The organism is Vibrio penaeicida (assembly GCF_019977755.1).
Taxonomy (GTDB): domain Bacteria; phylum Pseudomonadota; class Gammaproteobacteria; order Enterobacterales; family Vibrionaceae; genus Vibrio; species Vibrio penaeicida.
Window position 1 is genome coordinate 99,234 of sequence record NZ_AP025144.1, and the last position, 20,553, is coordinate 119,786.

The 20,553-nt window shown below is 44.2% G+C and carries 18 protein-coding genes; 2 read left to right on the forward strand and 16 right to left on the reverse strand.

Annotated elements, in window-relative coordinates; genetic code table 11:
• Positions 1–221: 221 nt before the first annotated feature.
• Positions 222–1,433: a M20/M25/M40 family metallo-hydrolase gene (locus tag LDO37_RS00440; RefSeq protein ID WP_126608755.1), complete on the forward strand. Its 1,212-nt coding sequence runs from the start codon at positions 222–224 to the stop codon at positions 1,431–1,433.
• Between the two features lie 62 nt (positions 1,434–1,495).
• Here LDO37_RS00440 and LDO37_RS00445 read toward each other — a convergent pair whose 3' ends face one another.
• From LDO37_RS00445 to grxC, 3 genes are all read right to left on the reverse strand, one after another.
• On the reverse strand, positions 1,496–1,651 hold the full coding sequence (locus LDO37_RS00445; protein ID WP_185829870.1) for a hypothetical protein: 156 nt from the start codon (positions 1,649–1,651) through the stop codon (positions 1,496–1,498).
• 118 nt (positions 1,652–1,769) lie between these two features.
• Positions 1,770–2,255, reverse strand: a complete 486-nt coding sequence (locus tag LDO37_RS00450; protein WP_126608754.1) for a YkgB family protein — start codon at positions 2,253–2,255, stop codon at positions 1,770–1,772.
• A gap of 27 nt (positions 2,256–2,282) precedes the next feature.
• Positions 2,283–2,561: a glutaredoxin 3 gene (gene grxC / locus LDO37_RS00455; RefSeq protein ID WP_022561263.1), complete on the reverse strand. Its 279-nt coding sequence runs from the start codon at positions 2,559–2,561 to the stop codon at positions 2,283–2,285.
• A 142-nt stretch (positions 2,562–2,703) separates the two neighbouring features.
• Here grxC and LDO37_RS00460 point away from each other — a divergent pair, with 142 nt between their 5' ends.
• A complete protein-coding gene (locus tag LDO37_RS00460; protein ID WP_126608753.1) occupies positions 2,704–3,555 on the forward strand; it encodes an AraC family transcriptional regulator in 852 nt (283 codons plus the stop codon).
• Positions 3,556–3,747: 192 nt separating this feature from the next.
• Here LDO37_RS00460 and LDO37_RS00465 read toward each other — a convergent pair whose 3' ends face one another.
• The 13 genes from LDO37_RS00465 to LDO37_RS00525 all read right to left on the reverse strand — a co-directional run bounded on the left by LDO37_RS00465 (position 3,748) and on the right by LDO37_RS00525 (position 20,553).
• Positions 3,748–5,088, reverse strand: a complete 1,341-nt coding sequence (locus tag LDO37_RS00465; RefSeq protein ID WP_126608752.1) for an MATE family efflux transporter — start codon at positions 5,086–5,088, stop codon at positions 3,748–3,750.
• Positions 5,051–5,758, reverse strand: coding sequence for an acyltransferase (locus LDO37_RS00470; RefSeq protein ID WP_126608751.1), 708 nt, complete (start codon positions 5,756–5,758; stop codon positions 5,051–5,053). Before LDO37_RS00470 ends, LDO37_RS00465 begins: the two co-directional genes overlap by 38 nt.
• Positions 5,759–5,910: 152 nt before the next feature.
• On the reverse strand, positions 5,911–6,819 hold the full coding sequence (locus tag LDO37_RS00475) for a glycosyltransferase (protein ID WP_126608750.1): 909 nt from the start codon (positions 6,817–6,819) through the stop codon (positions 5,911–5,913).
• Positions 6,820–7,358: 539 nt separating this feature from the next.
• Positions 7,359–8,516, reverse strand: coding sequence for a linear amide C-N hydrolase (locus tag LDO37_RS00480; RefSeq protein WP_126606708.1), 1,158 nt, complete (start codon positions 8,514–8,516; stop codon positions 7,359–7,361).
• Positions 8,517–8,698: 182 nt separating this feature from the next.
• Positions 8,699–9,073: a hypothetical protein gene (locus LDO37_RS00485; RefSeq protein ID WP_126606709.1), complete on the reverse strand. Its 375-nt coding sequence runs from the start codon at positions 9,071–9,073 to the stop codon at positions 8,699–8,701.
• A 58-nt stretch (positions 9,074–9,131) separates the two neighbouring features.
• Positions 9,132–9,431, reverse strand: a complete 300-nt coding sequence (locus LDO37_RS00490; protein ID WP_126606710.1) for a hypothetical protein — start codon at positions 9,429–9,431, stop codon at positions 9,132–9,134.
• Between the two features lie 453 nt (positions 9,432–9,884).
• Positions 9,885–10,979, reverse strand: coding sequence for a TfuA-like protein (locus LDO37_RS00495; protein ID WP_126606711.1), 1,095 nt, complete (start codon positions 10,977–10,979; stop codon positions 9,885–9,887).
• The gene (locus tag LDO37_RS00500) at positions 10,976–12,199 is read right to left on the reverse strand and encodes a YcaO-like family protein (protein ID WP_126606712.1); all 1,224 of its coding nucleotides are present in this window, start codon (positions 12,197–12,199) and stop codon (positions 10,976–10,978) included. Before LDO37_RS00500 ends, LDO37_RS00495 begins: the two co-directional genes overlap by 4 nt.
• Before the next feature lie 15 nt (positions 12,200–12,214).
• On the reverse strand, positions 12,215–12,943 hold the full coding sequence (locus LDO37_RS00505; RefSeq protein ID WP_126606713.1) for a hypothetical protein: 729 nt from the start codon (positions 12,941–12,943) through the stop codon (positions 12,215–12,217).
• A gap of 18 nt (positions 12,944–12,961) precedes the next feature.
• Positions 12,962–16,978 carry a TOMM system kinase/cyclase fusion protein gene (locus LDO37_RS00510; RefSeq protein WP_126606714.1) on the reverse strand — a complete coding sequence of 1,339 codons (4,017 nt, stop codon included), beginning with the start codon at positions 16,976–16,978 and terminating at the stop codon, positions 12,962–12,964.
• A gap of 42 nt (positions 16,979–17,020) precedes the next feature.
• A complete protein-coding gene (locus LDO37_RS00515; RefSeq protein WP_126606715.1) occupies positions 17,021–18,055 on the reverse strand; it encodes an FHA domain-containing protein in 1,035 nt (344 codons plus the stop codon).
• 241 nt (positions 18,056–18,296) lie between these two features.
• On the reverse strand, positions 18,297–19,652 hold the full coding sequence (gorA, locus tag LDO37_RS00520; protein WP_126606716.1) for a glutathione-disulfide reductase: 1,356 nt from the start codon (positions 19,650–19,652) through the stop codon (positions 18,297–18,299).
• Between the two features lie 61 nt (positions 19,653–19,713).
• Positions 19,714–20,553 carry a 23S rRNA (adenine(2030)-N(6))-methyltransferase RlmJ gene (locus LDO37_RS00525; RefSeq protein WP_126606717.1) on the reverse strand — a complete coding sequence of 280 codons (840 nt, stop codon included), beginning with the start codon at positions 20,551–20,553 and terminating at the stop codon, positions 19,714–19,716.

Sequence of the window (20,553 nt, forward strand, 5' to 3'; positions counted from 1 at the left end):
TGGTAGAGACTTTTGCTACATCTTTGAAACAAATTGAATCAATATATTCAAAATATTGTTGGTTGAATCGTAATTATTCGTAACGACACTTGATAAGATAGTGGAAAGTTCTTAACTTGAAGAGTTAATTTCGACCTGTTCGAATCGACTCTCAGTTGAGTCTGCTTGGCAGGAAGCCAAGTAAATCCGGTTTTCACTTATTTCATTTCGACGAGTTTTCAATGAGTTCCGATAAAAATACCAACGCATGGCAAGCACCTATGCCAGCTTCCCAGTTTGAATTTATGGCTGATATCTTAGACGCTCCATCTCCAATTGGATTTGAAGCAGCGATGAGCTACGGCGTAATCAAGCCTGAATTTGAATCTTTCATGCCGAAAGACTGGGGTATTCACCAATTCAAAGGCAATGCAGGATTAGTCTTCGATTCACACCCTGGACGTGATGATTTGGTCAGCGTAATGATCGTTGGTCACGCGGACAAAATTCGTATGCAAGTACGTAAAATCGATAGCGATGGTAAAGTTTGGATCAACACTGATTCTTTCTTACCAACCACGCTGATTGGTCACGAAGTGAAAGTCTTCTGTCAGAACCCTGAAAAAGCAGGCGAGTTCAAGACAATCGAAGGCTGTACGGTAGAAGCCTTGGGCGCTATCCACTTCTCAACGCCGGGTCAACGTTCAGGCGATCAAGGCATCAAGCCAGAATCTATCTACCTAGAACTTCACACGCACGGTGAAGATCGTAAAGCACAAGTTGAAGCACTAGGCCTACGCCCAGGTGACCCAATCCTGCTTGATCGCCGCATCAAGCGCGGCGTGTCTTCAGACACGTTTTACGGTGCATACTTAGATAACGGTTTGGGTTGTTTCTCTGTAACTGAAATCGCACGTCTATTGGCGAAAGAAGGCTTGGACAACGTTCGCGTTCTTTACACGATTGCAACGCACGAAGAAATTGGTCGTTTCGGTTCAACTGCTGTAGTTGGTGAACTAAGACCAGACGTGCTTATCGCGACAGACGTAAACCACGATTACGAAGCTGCACCAGGTATTGGCGCAAGAAAGATGAACCCGCTGAAAATGGGTAATGGCTTTACCATTGGTCGTGGTTCTGTTGTATCTGAGTTCCTAGTGCAATCACTAGAGAAAGTATGTAAAGACAACGACATCCCATACCAGCTGGACTTCAGTGGTCGTGATATGGGTACTGACGGTATGGCGGCAGTATTGGCGGGTGTTGATAGTGCAGCAATCACGGTAGGTTACCCTATCCGTAACATGCATACAGCATCTGAATCAGCACATACTGGTGACCTATTAGCTTCTATTCATGGTTTGACTGAATTGCTTCGTCACTTCAACAGCCTAAACGATGGCAAAGGCATCACGCGTGATGACCTGCTAAACAGCCATATCCGTTTGGACTAAGTTCTACCTAGAGTAAGTAACACTTAAATCAAAAGGGCAGCCGAGTGGCTAATGCCGGTTAGTTAAGACGTTAATCGGCAGGTCAATTGAATGATCCTAACAGTATGTAAAAAATCCGATGAACCTTGTTTATCGGATTTTTTTATACACGTTTCCAAGCTTTCGACATCATTGATCTTTACTAACCAAGTTGAGACACTCGCTGATCTTCTAGACATACAATTCTCCTAGAAAATCAATTCTTCTAGAAAAATAATGCCGCTCAACTAAGTGAACGGCATTAGAGCATGAGCTCTCTTTAGTGTTGGGTTACTTACATCGGTTTAACGACCGTGATTAATCTTCTTGTCTTAGAACTTTTGCCAGTAAGGATAGCGCCGCCGCAAGCAATACAATGTCTTTCAACAGGAATTGACCCGGTACGACAGAGATTGCAGGGAAGCCACCTAAGCTTGCTTCGGCGATCGGTGCGGTAAACAGAAAGCTTGTTGTAACGGCAAAGATAACCGTTGCACTAGCAGCTCCGAAGAGTGCAAACACGCGATGCACTGGCGCGAGCAACAAAGCAACCGCGGTTGCCACTTCAACCAAACCGATGAGGTTAGAAGCACCTTGTAAGCTGAAGATACTGTATAACCAACTGGTCAGTGGGCTTGATGCCACAAGACCTTGGATTGCATTTGCTTCGTAGCTGGTAAACTTCATTGCCCCGATCCATGCCAGGACGATGATGATAGAAAAACGTACCGCTTGGTCAGAAATGTTGGTCAGTGACTGTGTACCTGCTGCTCGGTGATTGACGGTGTTATTGAAAGTTGTCATGGTCTTGTTCCTTATCATTTCTTTGAGCTATTTGGCGTTATGTGTGATGCCTTGGCGCTCTAATATCTGTTCAAAATTGCCACTTCTGATGCTGGCGACTAAATCATCGTTTCCGCCTACATGGTGGTCGCCGACAAAAATCTGTGGAACAGTTCGTCGTTGGCTGCGGTTCTTCATCTCGTTTAGTCGCGTTGGGTTATCACTGACTTCAATTTCTCGATACGTTAAACCTAAACGCTTTAAAGTGTGCTTTGCGGCTTTGCAATGAGGGCAGTAGTGTTTGGTATAAATTTCGATTTTTGCCATGGTGGCTCTCCGCTTGTTGTCTGTAGGGTTAATTTAGCTGTTGCGGTAAATACTATCTATGCATGATAATCTTGATTTAATACACAGATCGTCTAGCTAACCTCTTATCCCGAGTTCAGGTTAGTTAAGGGAGAGGCTAAATATGGAAGTGATGAGCGACATGCTGCGCGCGATTCGTGTCGTCGGCAGCGTCTACTTTTGCAGTCAGGTGGAAGCGCCTTGGAGTAAAACCTTTAACGACCTAGAGCACGCCAGTTTTCATTTGATTCGACGCGGTGGTTGCTGGGCGATTATTGATGATCAAGTGGAACGATTGGAAGCGGGAGATTTGATCTTCTTAGGTCCAGGGCAAGACCACGTATTGTCGAGTCAATCTCCGGATAGAGGTCAGCCAGACCTAGAAGAGCCAACGCTGTTACTTTGTGGTTCTTTTAGCTATACGCGAACAGTGACGACGCCAATACTGGAGATCTTTCCTCGGGTGACGATAGTGCGTGATAAAGACCTAGCGCAATATCCTTGGTTGCGAAGCACTTTTGACCAGTTGAGTTCAGAGTACCTATCTCAAGGACCAGGCTCGGAGCTGATCGTCAATAAGCTGACCGAAATTATCTTGGTCGAACTGATCCGAATTAACTTTGGGCGAGAGCAAAAAAGCCCGTTTTTAGAAGCGCTGAACGACAAACGTATTTCTCGCGCTCTGCAACTGTTGCATGACCATCCTGACAAGAGTTGGACGTTGGAGTTGGTTGCAGGCGAAATTGGTATGTCGCGCGCGGCGTTCGCTAGCCGCTTTTCTGCTTTGGTTGGACAACCGATGTTTGAATACTTAACCAATCTCAGAATGGGAAGGGCACAGGAGCTATTGCGTGAATCGTTGTTGTCGATTGATGACGTGGCTGAGCAAGTTGGCTATGAATCGGAGCGCGCTTTTACGCTCACGTTTAAAAAGCATACCGGCACAACCCCCAAGCGCTTTAGAGCGCAACAGTAACTCGATATTACTTGATATACAGATAACAAAACAGAGCCAAAGCTCTAATGCCGATTCAGTTAAAATGTTAATCGGCAGATCAATTGAATGGTTCTACCAATATGTGAAAATCCGGTAAACCCTGTTTATTCTGTAGATACAGAATAAACAGGGTTTACCCGTGCATACACTTGGGGCATCTACTGAGTATCGTTACGCTCGCACTTTGTCAGCATGCACTTTAACCCAGCGACCTGACATCAAACGCTGAATACACAAGCCAATCTTTATGACCTCTTCAACGATCATCAACAATAGGATTTGCTTTGGTTCAATACCCGTTGTGATGAAGTAATAGGTAAGAGGCAGTAAAACGATCCACTGGCAGAATACATCCACGCCTAGACAGTATTTCGCGTCTCCACCTGCACGTAAAATGCCGATCATAAACATGAGCGACAAGCCTTTTAGTGCCATTGCTGCCATCAATATTTGATAAGCAAACTGAGCAGTATCGTGCAACGTTGAATTGTCACTCGCGATAAAATCAAGCACCAATGGCTGACACGCGTAAAGCAGTAAAGAGAGCATCAAACCAGAGATTAAACTCAGCCCCAGATAACGCGGTAGTAAGTATTGAATCTCATCGGTCTCTTTTTGCCCTGAGTGATTACCAATAACAACGGAAGCAGCACTCGCAAAGCCAATCAGGAGAGCTGCTGCAATGGATTCTATCGGTGCTAACGCGCCTAAAGTGATGAGTAAATCATTACTTTGTTTCCCAATCAATGAATGGAAGACATACAAACCCAGCGACCAGATAACACTGTTAAGAGCAGCAACAGCAGAAAGCTGAATAACCACGACCGCGTCGCTTAGGTGAGTGGAAGCCCAAACCTGCTTGATTTGTGTGAGCGAGAACCAGCGCTTGAACATTACAAATCCAATCAGGAGTAAAGTTTCTACACACGCTGCGATCAAAGAACCAATAGCGACACCAGCAATGCCCCATTTAGGAATGAAGCTGATGTTGAGGGCAATGTTAAGTGCGACACCAACCAAGCTCACCACTGTCGCAGTCATCGGTTTAAACATAGTGCGCAGCACCGTTGCCAATGAGAGTGTAATGGCGAATAACACAAAGGTCGGCGCGATGATTTGCAGATACAAGCTACCTTGCTCAATGATGGTGCCGTCACTGGTACCAAAGGCCATCACCGCATCACTGCCCATTAAAACGAACCCAGCACAACCAAGTGCAATGATCACGGCTAACACGAGCATAATTAAGCAAACGCGAACAAACTTGTTGTTGACCTTGTCGCCGTAACATTGCGCTGCAACTTGCCCACCGCCAATCGCAACACCAATAATGCAAAAGCTCAACACCATGTGTGCTTTGGTTGCCAATCCCATTGCTGCCATATCCAGCGGGTTGAGATTGCCGAGCATGACGGTATCAATCATGCTTTTACTGGAAAAAAGCGCGGTTTGAAATGCGATAGGCAGCGCAAGGCTAAGCAGTGCAAGCAGCCAGTGCTTTTGCGTCTTCATTGTTGCTTCCTTGTTCAAGGTATTTCACGACTACTGCTGGGTTGCCGATGGCAATGGCGTTATCCGGAATGTCTTTGTACACCACACTGTTGGCACCAATGACAGCATTGCGACCAATGGTCACGCCCTTCAAAATGGTGGCACCCACGCCAATCCAAGCGCCAGAGCGAATGGTTACCGGGGCTGTGTGAGTGCGTTCTACTTCATCCGGTTCACCTCTGCCTGTCACTGGGTGACCACTGCAATCCATTATGGTGACGCGCGGACCAAAGCTGACATGGTCCTCAATCGTCACTTTTTCGTAACTGACGATATTGGTTCCCTGCATGATCACATGGTTGCCAATCTCGATTTTTCCTGCCGGACGGTGGTTGGCTTTGACCAGTGTTAAGCGGACAGGGGTATTTTCAAAGGCAATATCATTTTGCGAGTAGATAAGGTTGTGCTCGCCAATCGAGATACGACCAATAAAATCATCACTGTTGATCAACCCAGTTTCTTGAGGTAATGCGCCATAACTTTCATCACGAACAAAGGTGAACCCTACGTGTGGTTGACCGATCAGTGAGCTCGTTTTTCCTATGGTGAGGTGCGGCTGATATTGGGGTAGAACCTGTGGTGTCGCGGAATCTTGATCCATAGGGTAAAGGTTTTCATAAAAGGTGGTCATGTATCTTCTCCTTGATAGCAACGACAGACCCTAGCGGATTGGAATATCGTTAACGAATGTCGAAATAGAATCGAGCATTAGGTGCCATTGCTTGTTTGTTCATCACGTGAGCAAGCACCTAGAAATTGAATTTAATTAGGTGGTCGTTGAAATTAACCAACGTCCATAAATTGGAATGCCTTGAAGGCTGGGTTTTCTTGTGGACGATGCAACTTAATGATCCGATTGAGTGGGACACCACCCTCGCGGTGATCAATGTTGTAGAAGCTGGTCTGCCAGATGTTGTATTTCTCGTGAATACGTTGTGCTGCGCTGTTTGAATGTTCATCGCTGTCTGCGACTTCTTTAGGGTGTGGCCAATGCAATGAGCAGATTGCCTTATTCATCACATATTTATTTTTATTGAGGAATAAACGGATACCTAAGTCAACATCTTCTCCACCCCAAGTGTTGAATGACTCATCAAACAAGCCCGCTTTTAGCAACTCATCTCTTTCTGCAGACACATGACAGGTCCAAAATAGATCAAACGGTGCTGGCCATTTACTCAAGTCTTCACCCATAATCTTGTATTGATCGTGGCGAATATCGTAAGCACCGTTTTTCTTTAGGTGCATCAGCGTTTTATCTACATCTTTGCTATTGAGGTGAGGTTTAAGCGCTTCAAGTTCTTCGGTACCTACATCAAAGCCATACACGTAGCCGACAATAGTAATGGGTGTATCTGCCTTTTCATGGGCTTTTAAGTGTTCTTCTAGCGTGATGCTTGAAAGTAATACACCTGTATCTATATAAATAATGTATTTTCCATCAGCAATCATAGTGCCAACATTACGTGCTTTACCAGCGCGAAAACCTTTATCGGGTTGCCAAAAATATTGTAAATCCAGTTCTGATTTATATTTTTCAATAACACTCTCGGTATTATCTTGGCCACCATCATTAACAACGATAACTTCAAATTGATCTTTATCGAGTGTTTGTGAAACTAATGAGTCAAGTGTATAAGCCAATAAATCTTCTCGATTATAAGTCGGGATAACCACACTGATCTTTTTCATTTTATTCCCTTCAATATTTAACGTTCTGTTTGATAACGTGTTTATATCGTTACAATAAAATATGTGCAAGGTCTCATATTTGATATTTTTTCATTGAAAGCAACTTAATTGCTATTTTTTTGTTTGAAAAACAATCACTTGAATAAGGTGATTTTTATTCCAAAAAATTAATGTAATTATGGATTTTTTACATAAAAAAGAAATTTATAATCAATAATTTATATTATTTTAATGATATAAATCATTATATCGGGTTGGAAAACACTCAATGTTTGTTTTATAGATTTCTGTTTAATTTAAATAATGATGGGTTTGTGAAGTGTATTTATATTTGTGGGTATTGTTTTTTGATGAGATAATACCTTTAATAAAGGCGAGGAGGTTGTTTATTGAACAGTTTGTAGGCTGTGTATGACTCTGTTTTTAATAAAGGTGTGATTTTTTAATATTAATAAAATTCAACATGCCTATATTCTACTGTTATATTTTTCATATTAAGATGTTTGAAAAATAAATAATAACCTTGTCACATTGAAGCACTAAACAGCTTCATAAGTGGTTTTGGGAATATTTTTCTGAGTAACCTTACTTGGAAAAAATGAGAACACTTTTTCAGGTGCACTTTCATTCAAACGTTGAGTCACGTTGCCATGAAGGAAACCGGTTTTATCTTTTGCTACTCCAGCATCATCTAATGGCAGTTTTAATGCCAATCCATCCTTTCCACTTTCGTCAAATACGATGTCGTTTAAATCTAGCCAAATCATATAAGGGCTATAAATCGACTGATAAAAATAAGTGTTGGAGATTTGGCTTGTCATATTGATGAACCAAGTCCTGCTCTCGTTTGGTTTTTCTGACGTTGAGTCTGTATTAAGACCGATTGGTCGAGATACATTGTGCATTACGCTAGCAACCCCAGCAATGGCGGTGTCATTGTCGCAGTCTCGCTGTAAATGACGAGTGTAGTAGGATGCTCTAACAAACCGATCGATTGAGTTGCTTGTACCCGGCAGGTTTATCGGCCATTTATGCACCGATTTGTATTCATTGGTGAGTCGCCAATAGTTGTTGATTTCTATTTGCTTTGAAAAATCAGGTTCATTCGTCATCACACAAATTTCGCGAATATCGTAATAGTGATAATTTGGAATATCACCATCAGGGACGGCATTAGAACTGATATGCAGTTTGCCTTCTATATACTCAAAAATAGCCACTTTACCGCCTTTGTCTGCAACAGCTAGGTGGCATAGAGCTTCTTTGTTGGAAGAGGGCAGCACGCCACCCTGAACATAAACGTGCTGCATCGCTTCAATGGCACTTTCAACCGAATCACAGATATCCAAAATGAACTGAGCCCAAATGCTCACGCAAATTGGCTTTTTGTTTGTAGGTTGGTTTTCAAGTATTGGGTATTGAGCTTCGGTAAACCAAAGTAAATTAGCGACTAACCCTTTTTCATTGATGCCATCATTTACTGTTCCCATAAGAACAGAATCTATTTCACCAACATAGGCAGAAGTCACAGCCGAACGATACTTCGATGTCCAACCCCACGTGTGGTTAGGGCAGGAATTGTTTCTTTTCAGTTCATTAGGAAACACCCATAGATCAGGCTTTAGAGACTCATACCAATCCAGTGTTCTGCCAGAAAATACCCCATTTTCGGTGATATGGCTGATCCGTGTGCACATGTTGGTTACCTGTGTTTGCCTAAGTGAAAAGTTCTCTACTCACTTTAGAAAAGGTAAGAGAAAATGGCGATTACACGGGGTTACACGAAGGTTGGCTGAGTATTCTATGGTGGGAAAGGCAACTCAGTTGAGCAGGAAGGTGTTTCTCCTACTCAACTAATGATAGCTAGGTTCATTTTTTATTAGGCACAATCAAATTTTTTACTTTTGTGCCCTCGAAGCGAGAAACCTATTAGTTCTCGGATTAGATTCCGAAAATCTTGAGCGTCAGGATGTAGGTTTATGGTGTAGTACCAATTTTTGTGTGTACCAATGTCAAAAAGACCTTGCCCTTTTGTATCTGACTTGTCTCTTACTTTAATGTCAAATTTGGAAAATACATTTTGGCATTCTTGATAGCTTAGCCCCCAAGTGGTTGCATTATGTCCAGTTAGCTCGTAGTGAAATACGATGTCTGTCATTTGTGGATTGGTTTTGTAGTTAGCAATAAGCTTTGCTTTTTGGTTTGGTCTTTCAAATACGAGTATTGATTCATTATTTGAGCTTGTTGTTTCCATTTTCATTATCCTAATAAATATATTGACGTTATATTGCCATAAGTACCAGCGGCTCAAATTAAGGCGCAATACGCTCAATTTGGGTAATGGAGTAATGGATTTTTCCTTCTGAATCAGGAAGGGATGCAAAAACAGTTGCTCGTGCTAAAAACGCCTCTGCTTCTGGGTAGACTGGCTGAGCCTTACAGAAGAAAGCATAGTTTAACCCAGCGACTACTTGCTTTTGAACGGCAAGAGGGGTGTATTCAACACCAACAATAGAATGCAAAACTTCCGCAGCATTGATCGTTTGCTCATCAAAATCTTGCGCCAAAATAAGAGTGCCGTACCCACCTAGAACAGTGTTTTCGAATGACATGTGTATCTCCTTTTTATAATCACCATGACTGACGTAGTCAAAGCCAGTTTATCTACTGGACAGTAAATGGCGATTACACGGTATTACACAGGCTCATGACTGATTTGCTTGCCTTATAGCAACGGTGTAGAAGCGATAACTTGAAAGGTTGATGACTTAGGATGTATCAACCTCTTTAGGGTCTGTTGATCTTTCGCGGTTAAATTTTGTTCGACTTCTATGCCTTTTAATCGCGGCGCAAGGTGTGACGCCTAGTTATTCTAAACAAATACCTTGTAACAAAGAGTAAAAGGCATAGAAGCGAACCCTTTGGGCAGCATTTGTGGCTTATTTCTACTGCGTTATCGCTCATTGATGTAGAGCGACTACATCGAATAAGCTCTGCCTTGTATAAATCACCCACAAATTGCTGCAAAAATCATCTCGAAAGGTCAACAGACCCTAGTATTAGCATCAATTTTGAAGTGGCTTAAATTGCCTGAAACTGCGGTCTACCAAAACTTCGTCGCTGAACCCTTTATACTCGCAATATGCCAGCAAAAGAGCTTCCCTTTCCACCCATTGGTTGAATTGGGTTACCGTTGTTCCTAACGAGTGAAGAATTCGACTAACTTGTTCAAAGTTGGGTGCTCCTTGCTCATCAATGCATTGCCATTCGGTGGCTATTTTTTTAAATGCGGGTTGAATCCATGGTTGGCTACTAAGCCCAAGTTGTTTGGCCTGTGCTAGTGCAGCCCCTCTTAGTTTATTGTCTGTTTCCGCCTCCTTTTCTAGGTGCGCTTGAACATCAAACAGATTTGCCGCTTTGGCTTGTTGCTCATTTTCCACATCATTGATCAGCGTTTGCCATGCATCGTTTTCATTAAATGTGTATTCAACCTGCTTGGCTGTAAGTGTTGTTGTGTTTATGGTTTCCAGCTTTTTAACGAGACTGAGCGCATCTTGCTGTTTCAGCGAAATGACGTTACTTCCTAAAAAGTGCTTGAGAGCTTCGAGCTGTTTTTCAGTGAGTAGAGGTTGGGCAAATTGGTAAAGTGCCTCTGGTGTTCGATGGGGGTACCAGAGCGATTTCAGTTGCTCTTCGATCGCTTGAGCGTGCGCTTGTGAGAGAAAATCGTGCTTATGGGCGCGTTGTAAATCTTGTCGTAAGTCGACCATGGCCCTGGATATCGGTTGATACCCCAAATGAGCCGGTGCGTGGATGAGCGCGACTTCATCATCGTCTTCTAGCTTACCGGAAGTAAACTGCTGATAGATTTCACCGACACCCACCATGCCGAAAGAGTCCAGTTCCGCTGCCCTTAATGCCCCCATACTTGAGCTGCCATAAACGTGAACACCTCGAGACATCGCATATAAAATTTCTTTGTGCCACACCGCGGGTACACGCTCAAAAAAGCCATCGATCAAAGCGATAATCTTAGGTTCTTCCTGAACGGCGATATAAATATCCCCTTGTTTTGCTGGCGGTCTAATATCGGCATCTGGAAGGTGATGTTTGATGTCATCTATAGAGATGGAAGGTCCCGCAAATACAATGATGCTCATGGTGTTTGCCCTTTGAATTCTTGCATAACGCGTTGCCCCCGCTGGCCAAATACATACCCCGGTACCTCGTGCAGCCCTTCAAGACCGGGGGCAATAACGCGAACCACTGGGATTTCAAATTCTGGTTTGGTGAGATCGACAGCAATGGGATTAGGGAGGGCTTGTTGCTCCAACTGAGCACAGAGTAAAACCAAATCCTCTTCGAGCGTATCGTTGTCCCAGCTATCAATGGAGTCAAAGTTGATATATGAAGGCGCACTCATTATTTCGTCGCGAATATAGCGCTGCTTTTCGAGTTGTTGTCGAGACTCGTATTTGTTCAAGCTGATGTCATCGCGTGACCCTGAAATTAGGGTTAAACGAGATTGAATGGCTTCGGTTATGGCTCGCATGATGGCGACGTGTTTGTCTGGGTGTGTTCCTGAGCCTGATATGGCGTAAAGAGGACGATACTGATTTTCATGTTCGTTGATGATCATACAAAAGAAGGTGGGTGTGCCAATGTTGGACGTCACATCCCAAACACTGATCATGACACCAGCTTGTTCGATTTGCTCTAAAAGCGATCGAATGGTTGGGTCATTGATGGTCGAGGTATCGACTTTCTTTTTTGCTTGATGCGTTTTGGGTAACAGAGACCATAAGGCGAGTGCATCGCGCTCAATCACTTCACAAAGTGCGTGGCAGGTGGCTTCTTCAATGGTATTTCCAGATGCCAGCCCATTGGTACTGAGCTGAAAACAGCCACTTCCTTGCGGTAATGGGAGAGTAAAATCGCAATGCACCAGATCGTAGGGAACAAATTGAGCTCGCTTTGATTGAATCTGTCTGCCTTGAATCCAAACCCGCCTAGAATCTGGGCAAAACGAACTCACGTCCATTTTCGGAAGAGATTCGATGTCGACCACGTCATTGCTCTTAACCAATTCGTTGTAGCTTGTAAAATGTACGGGAAGGCTAATGTTTTCGGCGTGGTAGGTTTCTATTGCTTCCATCGCCGCAGAGGCTTTTGCGGCTGCCAGTGAAACGCCTTTGCCTTGAGATACGGCGACGGCTTTTGCATTGGGTCGACAAGCGGTGACAACAGGAATACCGATGTCATCCAGCCCGGTGACATTCGCAAGTCGGGTAATGCCCATAGCAGAGAAGAGCGGACGAATCCGCTCCAATGTTTGCTCGGGACTGACGGTACGGTGGGTGCCAATCCGATATGTTTTCATGAATCAGCCACTCAATCAGGACTTGAATGTTCTAAGGTTTGCAACATAGCAAGCGGCGGCTGAACCACCGTTAACTTGATGGTGGCTTTCAAAATCTTCAGGGTTCATTGCGCCAGACTGGACACAAGTTTGCCCATAATAAAATTCTAGGAGCGACTTAGTGTCTTCTAGGGTGGCAATCTTGTTGTCAGAAATTTCATATTCATCTAAGACACTTGCTGGAATGTAACTGATGCAATAGCCGTAGGCATTGTTAGGCGAGCGCACCTTGGCAGGGTGTTTATAAAATGCGATGTACAGATTATCTTCATCAGGATTTTGCCCTAATTGATACAGTCTGTTTTCTGGCACTTCTTGTAAACCTTTATGCGCTTCATCTGTCAGTGGTTTATCCTGCTTTAATTTGCTTTCGGGTTTTAGGTTTAATAAGTCTAGACGATTCAGTGTGATACGGCGGAGATCAATAAAGTACCCAGGTCTTTTTTGTGGGTGCGAGCTAGGTTGAGTTTCCAGATTCCAATCAATGACTTTGGTTACAGTAGGACCAGCTAAGTTGAGTGGAAAACTGCCGTTTTTATCTGCAAAGAAGTACTTTCTTTTGTCTGCATTTCGAGTGATTGACTCAATGATCACACTTTCATTGGCGTAATCCTCGTATTCAAGGTGCGCAATTTTTCCATTGGCGCGCAAAATGAAAATATCGTTCATGGACTCGATGGTGGTTTTTTCTGGTGTATCTGACATAGCGTTTCCTTTTACTACTTAAATAAATTGATGTGATTTAGATAGAACGGACAGCTCCATAAGGTATATGTGTCGATTCTCTCTACTGGAATGAGCGAGGTTTTCGAGGCAGCTTTCAATGTCACTTGGTAATTGTGCTTGGTGCTGGTTTAACAAGCAGGTTGCTAGCATTGATATATCTGGTGAGCATTCATTCGCAACACTGTCGTCGACTAGACAAATAGCTATTGCATGAAGGTGAGAAAGCCATAGGAACGGGAATTGAGTTGAGGGGGTGTTCCATATATTTAAACACTGACCGAGATAGGTATTGGAAAGGCTAATATCTCCTTCTCTATAGCTGCACCATGATAGGTTTGCGAGAGCAGCGGCGATGTAGTCGTGCATTGATGCGCTCTGGGATAAGCTCAGCGAATGGGAAGCGAACTCGCGTGTTTTCTGAGTATTTCCCATCAACCGATAAGCAACGGCTAAATAGGTGTAACACCGAGTTTGAAGAACTTTATCGTGCAGGCGCTCTGCGTACTTTAATGCCTCTTCCAGATAGACCAAAGCAGGCTCAATGTCTTGAAGGTGGCACAAACAAAAACCACGGTTAAATAGAGCATTGGCAATAAGGGGGTCATGCCCACTAAGCTTGGCGGCTTCTAATCCTTTTTGCGCTATCTCTAATTGGTTTTTATCGAGAACGTATCGCTGTGTGCGTAGGTAAAAGAGAAGCAAGTTGTTGTAGTGCGCCGATATCTGCTCATGGTCCGACAACGCTAACACGATAGGCTCGACCTCTGAGTGGATAGCGTGCATGTTCTCGGTGTTTCCTAGCCAATACTGAACATATAATTCGGCATTTTTCAGATCCAGCCAGGTTTGCCACCATTCCGATTGAGTTGGTTCTGGAGAATGTTCGAGTTGCTGGAGCGTAATTTTTGCTTTCTGGTAGTAGTCCAATGCTTGCTGGTGTTCGTTGACGACTTCGTGGGTTTTTCCTTGCGCAAGCTGAGTTTTGGCTAGCGCTAAATGGTGACGATTGATCTGATAGATAACGGATAAATCGTCAAAAATCTCACGTGACTCTGTGTGCTGCCCATCGAGCACTAAGTTGGATGCATAACCTTCCAATATCCTGACTTTAAGCTGAGCTTGCTCCTGAGTTTCGTCGCAGGAGAGACAGAGAGGCAGCGCCGCTTGGTACAACGTGATGGCGTCTTCAACGGCGTAAATGGCGGAGGCGCCCTCAGCCGCTTTTTCGTACCACCAGCTTGCCTCAAAGTGTTTTTCGGCTCGATTAAAGTGCAGGGCAATTTGGTGGCTAACCAATCTGTCTGGTTTTTCGAATAATGAAGCCATGCCGCGTGCAACTTGTAAGTGCATATCGGGACGGGTTTGTGCTGGTATGGTGTCGTAACTCACTTCTTGAATTAAGGCGTGTTTAAAAAGGTATCGATCACCTTCTACATTCCTTTGTTGAATAATGATTTGATTTTCGAGAAGCGCTTCAAGATCGTTTTGGACTTGAAGGCGACTTAATAAAGACACCTCTGTGAGTATCTGATAATCAAACTCTCGCCCCATTGTTGCGGCGAGTTGCAGTGTGTCCTTAGCGTAGGTCAGCCCATCAATTTTGTTTTGAATCGACTCTCGCAGTGTCAGCGGGATTTGGTGTGTTTTTTCTGTATCTTTAAAAGAGACTTTTCCGTCAATGACGTGAGTTAATTCATGTTTTTTTAGCATTTGTACCAGCTCTTCGATAAAAAGCGGTACGCCATCCGTTCGAGCGAGAAGAACTTGATTTACCTCTTCAGACACCAGCGCGCCATCAAAGAGGGTAGATATGAATTGGTGAGTATCCGATGACTGCAGGGGGGCTAATTGCATCGAAGTGATGTCGCATTCCTCTAGACATTCTTGTAGTGGAGAACGCGATGTCATGAGCAATGTTTTATCTGTGCCAGCATTTTGTGCGATGAGGTAATGGATGAACTCTAACGTCATTGGATCTGCCCAATGCGTGTCCTCAACTACATAAAGGGTGGCCTCTGGATTTGACTGTTTTAGAAGACAGTTGAGGCCTTCAAATAGCAGCGCTTTGTGGACTGATGGGTCGATGTTTGAGAGCGTCTTTTTTTGAGAAGACTCTATGCTTAACCAAGCAAAAAGCAGCGTAGTAATTTCGTCTTTTTGTCCTGTTACTTTCCCTTTCTTAATCAACTCGGTCAGCCGCTCACCACTATCTCGGTTATGCCTGAACAATGTGTGCTTGAGAAAAGCTAAAATGGGAAACAGAGCATTGGATTGGTGTTCCGGCAAGCACTGAAAAATCAAGTGGGGTCGATTTTGGTGAAACTCATGAACTAATCTTGATTTCCCGATTCCCGCCTCTCCTTGAAGGTGAATGGCAGGTGTTGTTTGGTTTGTGGTGAGTGTGTTCAGCTGGCTCACTTCCAGTGATCGACCAACCATGGAACGTTGGTTGCGCGTACCCCGAAGGAACCCAAATGCTTCGAGAGTTCGTTCAGACTTCAGTGCGACATGCGCTATGTTTTCAGACGCTGTGGCCGTCTCTTCAAAATGATAAAAAGATTGCAGTAAGGTTTCGCTATCGCTAGAACAGAGAATGCTCCTGTCTTCTGCTAATCGCACCAAGTCAGTGACGATATGGTTCGAGAGTCCATCAGGCACTTGATTATTTCTAACCAAATATTGATCGCTATGAATGGCTAGATGAAACTGGAATCGATACCCGTATTGCTGCCGAATGTAAGAATCTTGCTGATTGGCTAGGCTGATGATCTCCAGTGCAGTACGCGCCGCAAATCGCGTGTCATTATCGCTGGCAACTGGGTAGCCAAAATAGAAAAGGGACAAATCGCTTAAGTTGCCAACGTGAAAGCCTCCGTATCGCTTGGCAATATCAATGCATTTATTGCGCGTCGATTGGAATACAGCCTCAATGATGTCGGCGTGTTCTGATTTATCCTCGATGCTTACTGCGCGAATACGCAATGCGAGCGAAGCTATCTGTTTTTTGTGCGAAGAATCGACTTGGACCGCTGGAAAGTATGTCGAGTCATCTTGCCTTAGCGCAACGGTTATCTCTTCACTTGGCTCGTTCTTTTGAATAGGGCAGCTTTGAATGAGATTGGTCTGAATTCGACCGACCAAATTGCTGACGATCATACTATCGAGTTGGCTGTAAGTTTCTTCTGCGCTTACGGTTCGTTCATTGACTCGTTTTTGTAAAACTTGCCGCAGCAAACTCCCAAGAGGATGAGACAACAATTCCTTAGGCACAGGAATTGGCGTATCGCTTAGGTGTTGGTGGTAAGTCTCGGCAATGCCTCCCCCTTTTACGGCTGGTGAGCCCGTCAGGCATTCAATGAAGACCAAGCCCCACATATAGAGATCCGAACTAAAGGTAACGGCTTCTCCCCTCAACTGTTCCGGCGCACAATAGGTTGGTGTGCCCAGTGTTTCTTGGTCTAACGTGAGCGTTTGGTAACTGGATGTTCTATTTTCAAACGCTTGCGTACTGATGCCAAAATCGAGCAATTTGGCATGAAGCTTGGCGCCGTTGTGAGACAGCATGATATTTGAAGGCTTGATATCGCGATGGATAACGCCACATTGATGTGCATGAACAAGGGCATCTAAAACCTGAAGCATGATGGAGCGGGTGCTTTCGACATCAAGTGCACCGTAGGTATGAAGGTGCTCGTTCAGCGGTGTGCCTTCCACATATTCAAACACACTGTAGATACAGCTTGTCGCGACGCTTCCCTTATCCAAAAGCCGCACAATATTGGGGTGGCTAAATTGACTAACAAACTGGCTCTCGCGATCAAAGCGCGCGATTTCTCGTTGTCTTTTTTGTTCGTTGAACCCCGTGTCTAGTTGCAAAAACTTTATCGCAACGCTTTGTTCGGTATTCAAGTATTTGGCTTTATAGACGGAGCCAAAACCGCCTTCGCCAATCTTGTGTTCTAATTCGTACCCTTTTGCAGACAACGCCTGCCGGATTTCTAGATTAGGTAACATAATGGGGCATATCGGCTTAGCTTTCGAGTTTGCGATTGTGGGTTAGCTTTCATTCTTTCCGCCTTTAACTATCTCAATATTGGCGGTATTTAAACGAACTTCGCCTCCTTGAAGCTGTAAGATTTGGCAAGCATCTATACCGCTAAAGCTGGCGGTATCTCTTAAGCGAGTGCGCAATCGGTGAAGACGTATGCGGGTATTTTCAGGTTCGATACCGAGTGAATTGGAGAGCTCATTCAAATTCACCCATCCGCAATGAGCAGGTTCGTACCCTAGTGCGCGATCAGAATTAGATTGTCTAGCCAAACAAAGGAACAAATAGAGTTGGTTGTATAGACGGTGCCCGCCAATGGTTGCCGTGTGTTCAGAATCATTAATGGATAACTGGATTTCTTCTTCATCACTGGAAACATTTATGTGGAACGTCAAATCTTCAATGGTTCGCACCACCGGACGGTTCTGGCAGGTTTTTTCTTCTATGCGGTTGGTTTGAAGTGTGTATTCTCCACCATCAATGTGAATGGTGTCGCCATCATAAACTTTGGTGCTTTCCCAGTTGTCGTCAACCAATGTTTCTAGATACCAAATCCCATTTTCAAAGTAGAGGGAAAACTGTTTGGAGAGCTTGGTGAACGGCTTATTCAAGCAAATGGAAGGAAGAGACTTGGAATTAATCAGCATATCACTTGGTTCATCGCTCGATACCAATGTGAAAGTATCACCAGCCTTTGAAGATAGAGCGATCTGATCGTTTTTCTGTAGAGCGACGGTTTGGTCTTTCGCGATTCTTTTACGGTTTACCCAGACACCATTTGTGCTTTTATCTTGAATGTACCAACCGTTTTCTTGCCAAAACATGACGGCATGTATTCGAGATATATCGTTTCGTGATAGTGGCGTATGGCAATCTTTTGAACGACCAATCGTGTGATACTGCCTTAAATAGATGTTGTCACCCGAAGATGAATTCAGTATCCCTCCATGGAAATAGAGGTTTTCTGATAATGGAGAGGCTGATGCGTTATCGGATGCAGAGAGTATTTTATCGAATGATTGGGTTTTATGGTTGATCGACATGAGTATGTATCCAGACAGTATCTTATGAATTTATATCGATTCAGTTTTATAAGGATAATACGCATATAGTTTTATTAATGACAACGGTTATTAGTACGTAGTGTAACCATTTGCAAAAATTATGTGTGCCGTTTCACGGTATTACAGAACAACACGAACGAGAGATCGGGAATAAAAAATAAGGCCAGTATAAAAATACTGACCTTATGAGTAATGTTCTTTAACGCAGAAGCTAAGAAGCTTATCTCATGGTAACGAACTCTTCCGAGCCCGTTGGGTGGATAGCCACCACGCTGTCGAAGTCTTCTTTGGTTGCGCCCATCTTCATGGCGACGCCGAAGCCTTGAATCATTTCGTCTACTGCGAAACCAATACCGTGTAGGCCAACCACTTTTTCATCATCGCCTGCACAAACCAGCTTCATTTTGCATGGTTGACGATGCTGAGTAACCGCGGTGTACATGGCTGTGAAGCCCGAGGTGTACACTTTAACGTTCTCTTCGCCGTATTGATCAATGGCTTCTTGCTCGGTTAAGCCAATGGTGCCAATTGGTGGATGGCTGAATACAACAGTAGGCACGAGGTTGTAATCCATTTTTGCGTTTGGCTTGTTGTTGAACAAACGCTCAGACAACTGGCGACCCGCTTTAACCGCAACAGGTGTTAGTTCGATACCGCCTTCCATGATGTCGCCTACACAGTAAATACCATCAACGTTGGTTTGCTGGTATTCGTCTACTTTGATGTAGCCGTAATCGGTGGTTTCAACACCTGTTGAAGCAAGGTTGATAGCATCAGTAGCAGGGTGACGACCGATCGCCCAGATTAGGGTATCGACATTTTGGCTACGACCGCTTTCGAAATGCAGCGTTAGGCTGCCATCGTCTTCTTTTACCACTTCTTTTGGAACTGAATTCGTATGAAGTGTTGGACCTTCTGCTTCCATCACTTCCATTAGCGTTTCAACGATAAGCGGGTCAAAGCTGCGAAGTGGTGACTCTTTACGCACAAACAGATGCGTTTCCGTGCCCAATGCGTTCAGTACGCCTGCGATTTCAACGGCAATGTAGCCTGCACCCACAACCGCTACGCGTTTTGGCTGCTCTTCAAGGTCGAAAAAGCCATTGGAGTCGATGCCGTATTCAGCACCAGGAATGTTAGGGATAGTCGGGCGGCCGCCTACTGCAATCAGAATGTGGTCTGCGGTGTAATGCTCGCCGTTCACTTCTACTGTTTTCGCATCAACAAACTTAGCAAAGCCTTTAATCACATTGACTTTGTTGTTGCCCAATACGCGGTCGTAAGACTGATGAATACGGCCAATGTAAGCTTGACGATTTTCAACCAGCTTACTCCAATTAAACCCTTTTACATCAACATCGAAGCCATAGTCTTCAGCATACAGATTCATTGCTTCTGCGACTTGAGCGCCATGCCACATCACTTTCTTTGGAACGCAACCTACGTTTACGCACGTACCGCCAAGATCTTGAGCTTCAATGAGCGCGACTTTGGCACCATACATCGATGCACGGTTTGCAGAGGCAATGCCGCCGCTGCCGCCGCCGATGCAAATATAATCAAAATGTGTTGCCATGACTTTCTCCGATTATTGTTTCATTTATTATTGGGTTGCGCTCTGAATGATTCGTTCAAGCTTATTCTGGAACGATCCATTCCACCTTAAAGTGACCCGTTACTGGCGCAATTACTTCCTTTAAATATGGAAGAATTTCTTTCATTTGGCTTTCTAGCTTCCATGGCGGGTTGATCACAATCATCCCAGAAGCGGTCATGCCGCGCTCATTCGTATCGGCAGAGACGCCCAGTTCTATTTGTAATATCTTTCTAATTCCGAGTTTTTCAAGCCCTGAGAGCATGTCATCGATGTCGTGACGGTTCACCACTGGGTACCAGATCGCATAAACACCAGTCGCCCAACGTTTATGAGATTGGGCAATGGCATTCACCACATCGCGGTATTCGTGTGCTAATTCATAAGGCGGATCAATCAAAACAAGGCCGCGTCGCTCTTTCGGTGGCAAGCTTGCTTTTAAACGTTGAAACCCGTCTTCTTTGTAAATGCTGACTTGGCGATCACGATGAAACTCTTGTTCCAAAAGAGGGTGATCGCTCGGATGAAGTTCGGTTAACACCATTCTGTCTTGCTTGCGAATATGAGCACGTGCGACACGAGGTGAACCAGGGTAGTAACGTAAACTGCTATCCTGATTCAAAGACTGGACGGCTTCAAGGTAAGTGTGTATTTCTTCCGGAAGGTTGTTTGCTTGCCATAAGCGAGCGATACCTTGTTTGTATTCGCCCGTTTTTTCGGACCATTCGTGCGTTAAGTCGTAGCGACCCACACCAGAGTGTGTATCGTGATACACGTAAGGTTTTTCTTTTTGATTCAATGCGTTCAGTATTAAAGACTGAACAATATGTTTCAGTACATCGGCATGGTTGCCTGCATGGAAGCTGTGACGGTAACTTAACAA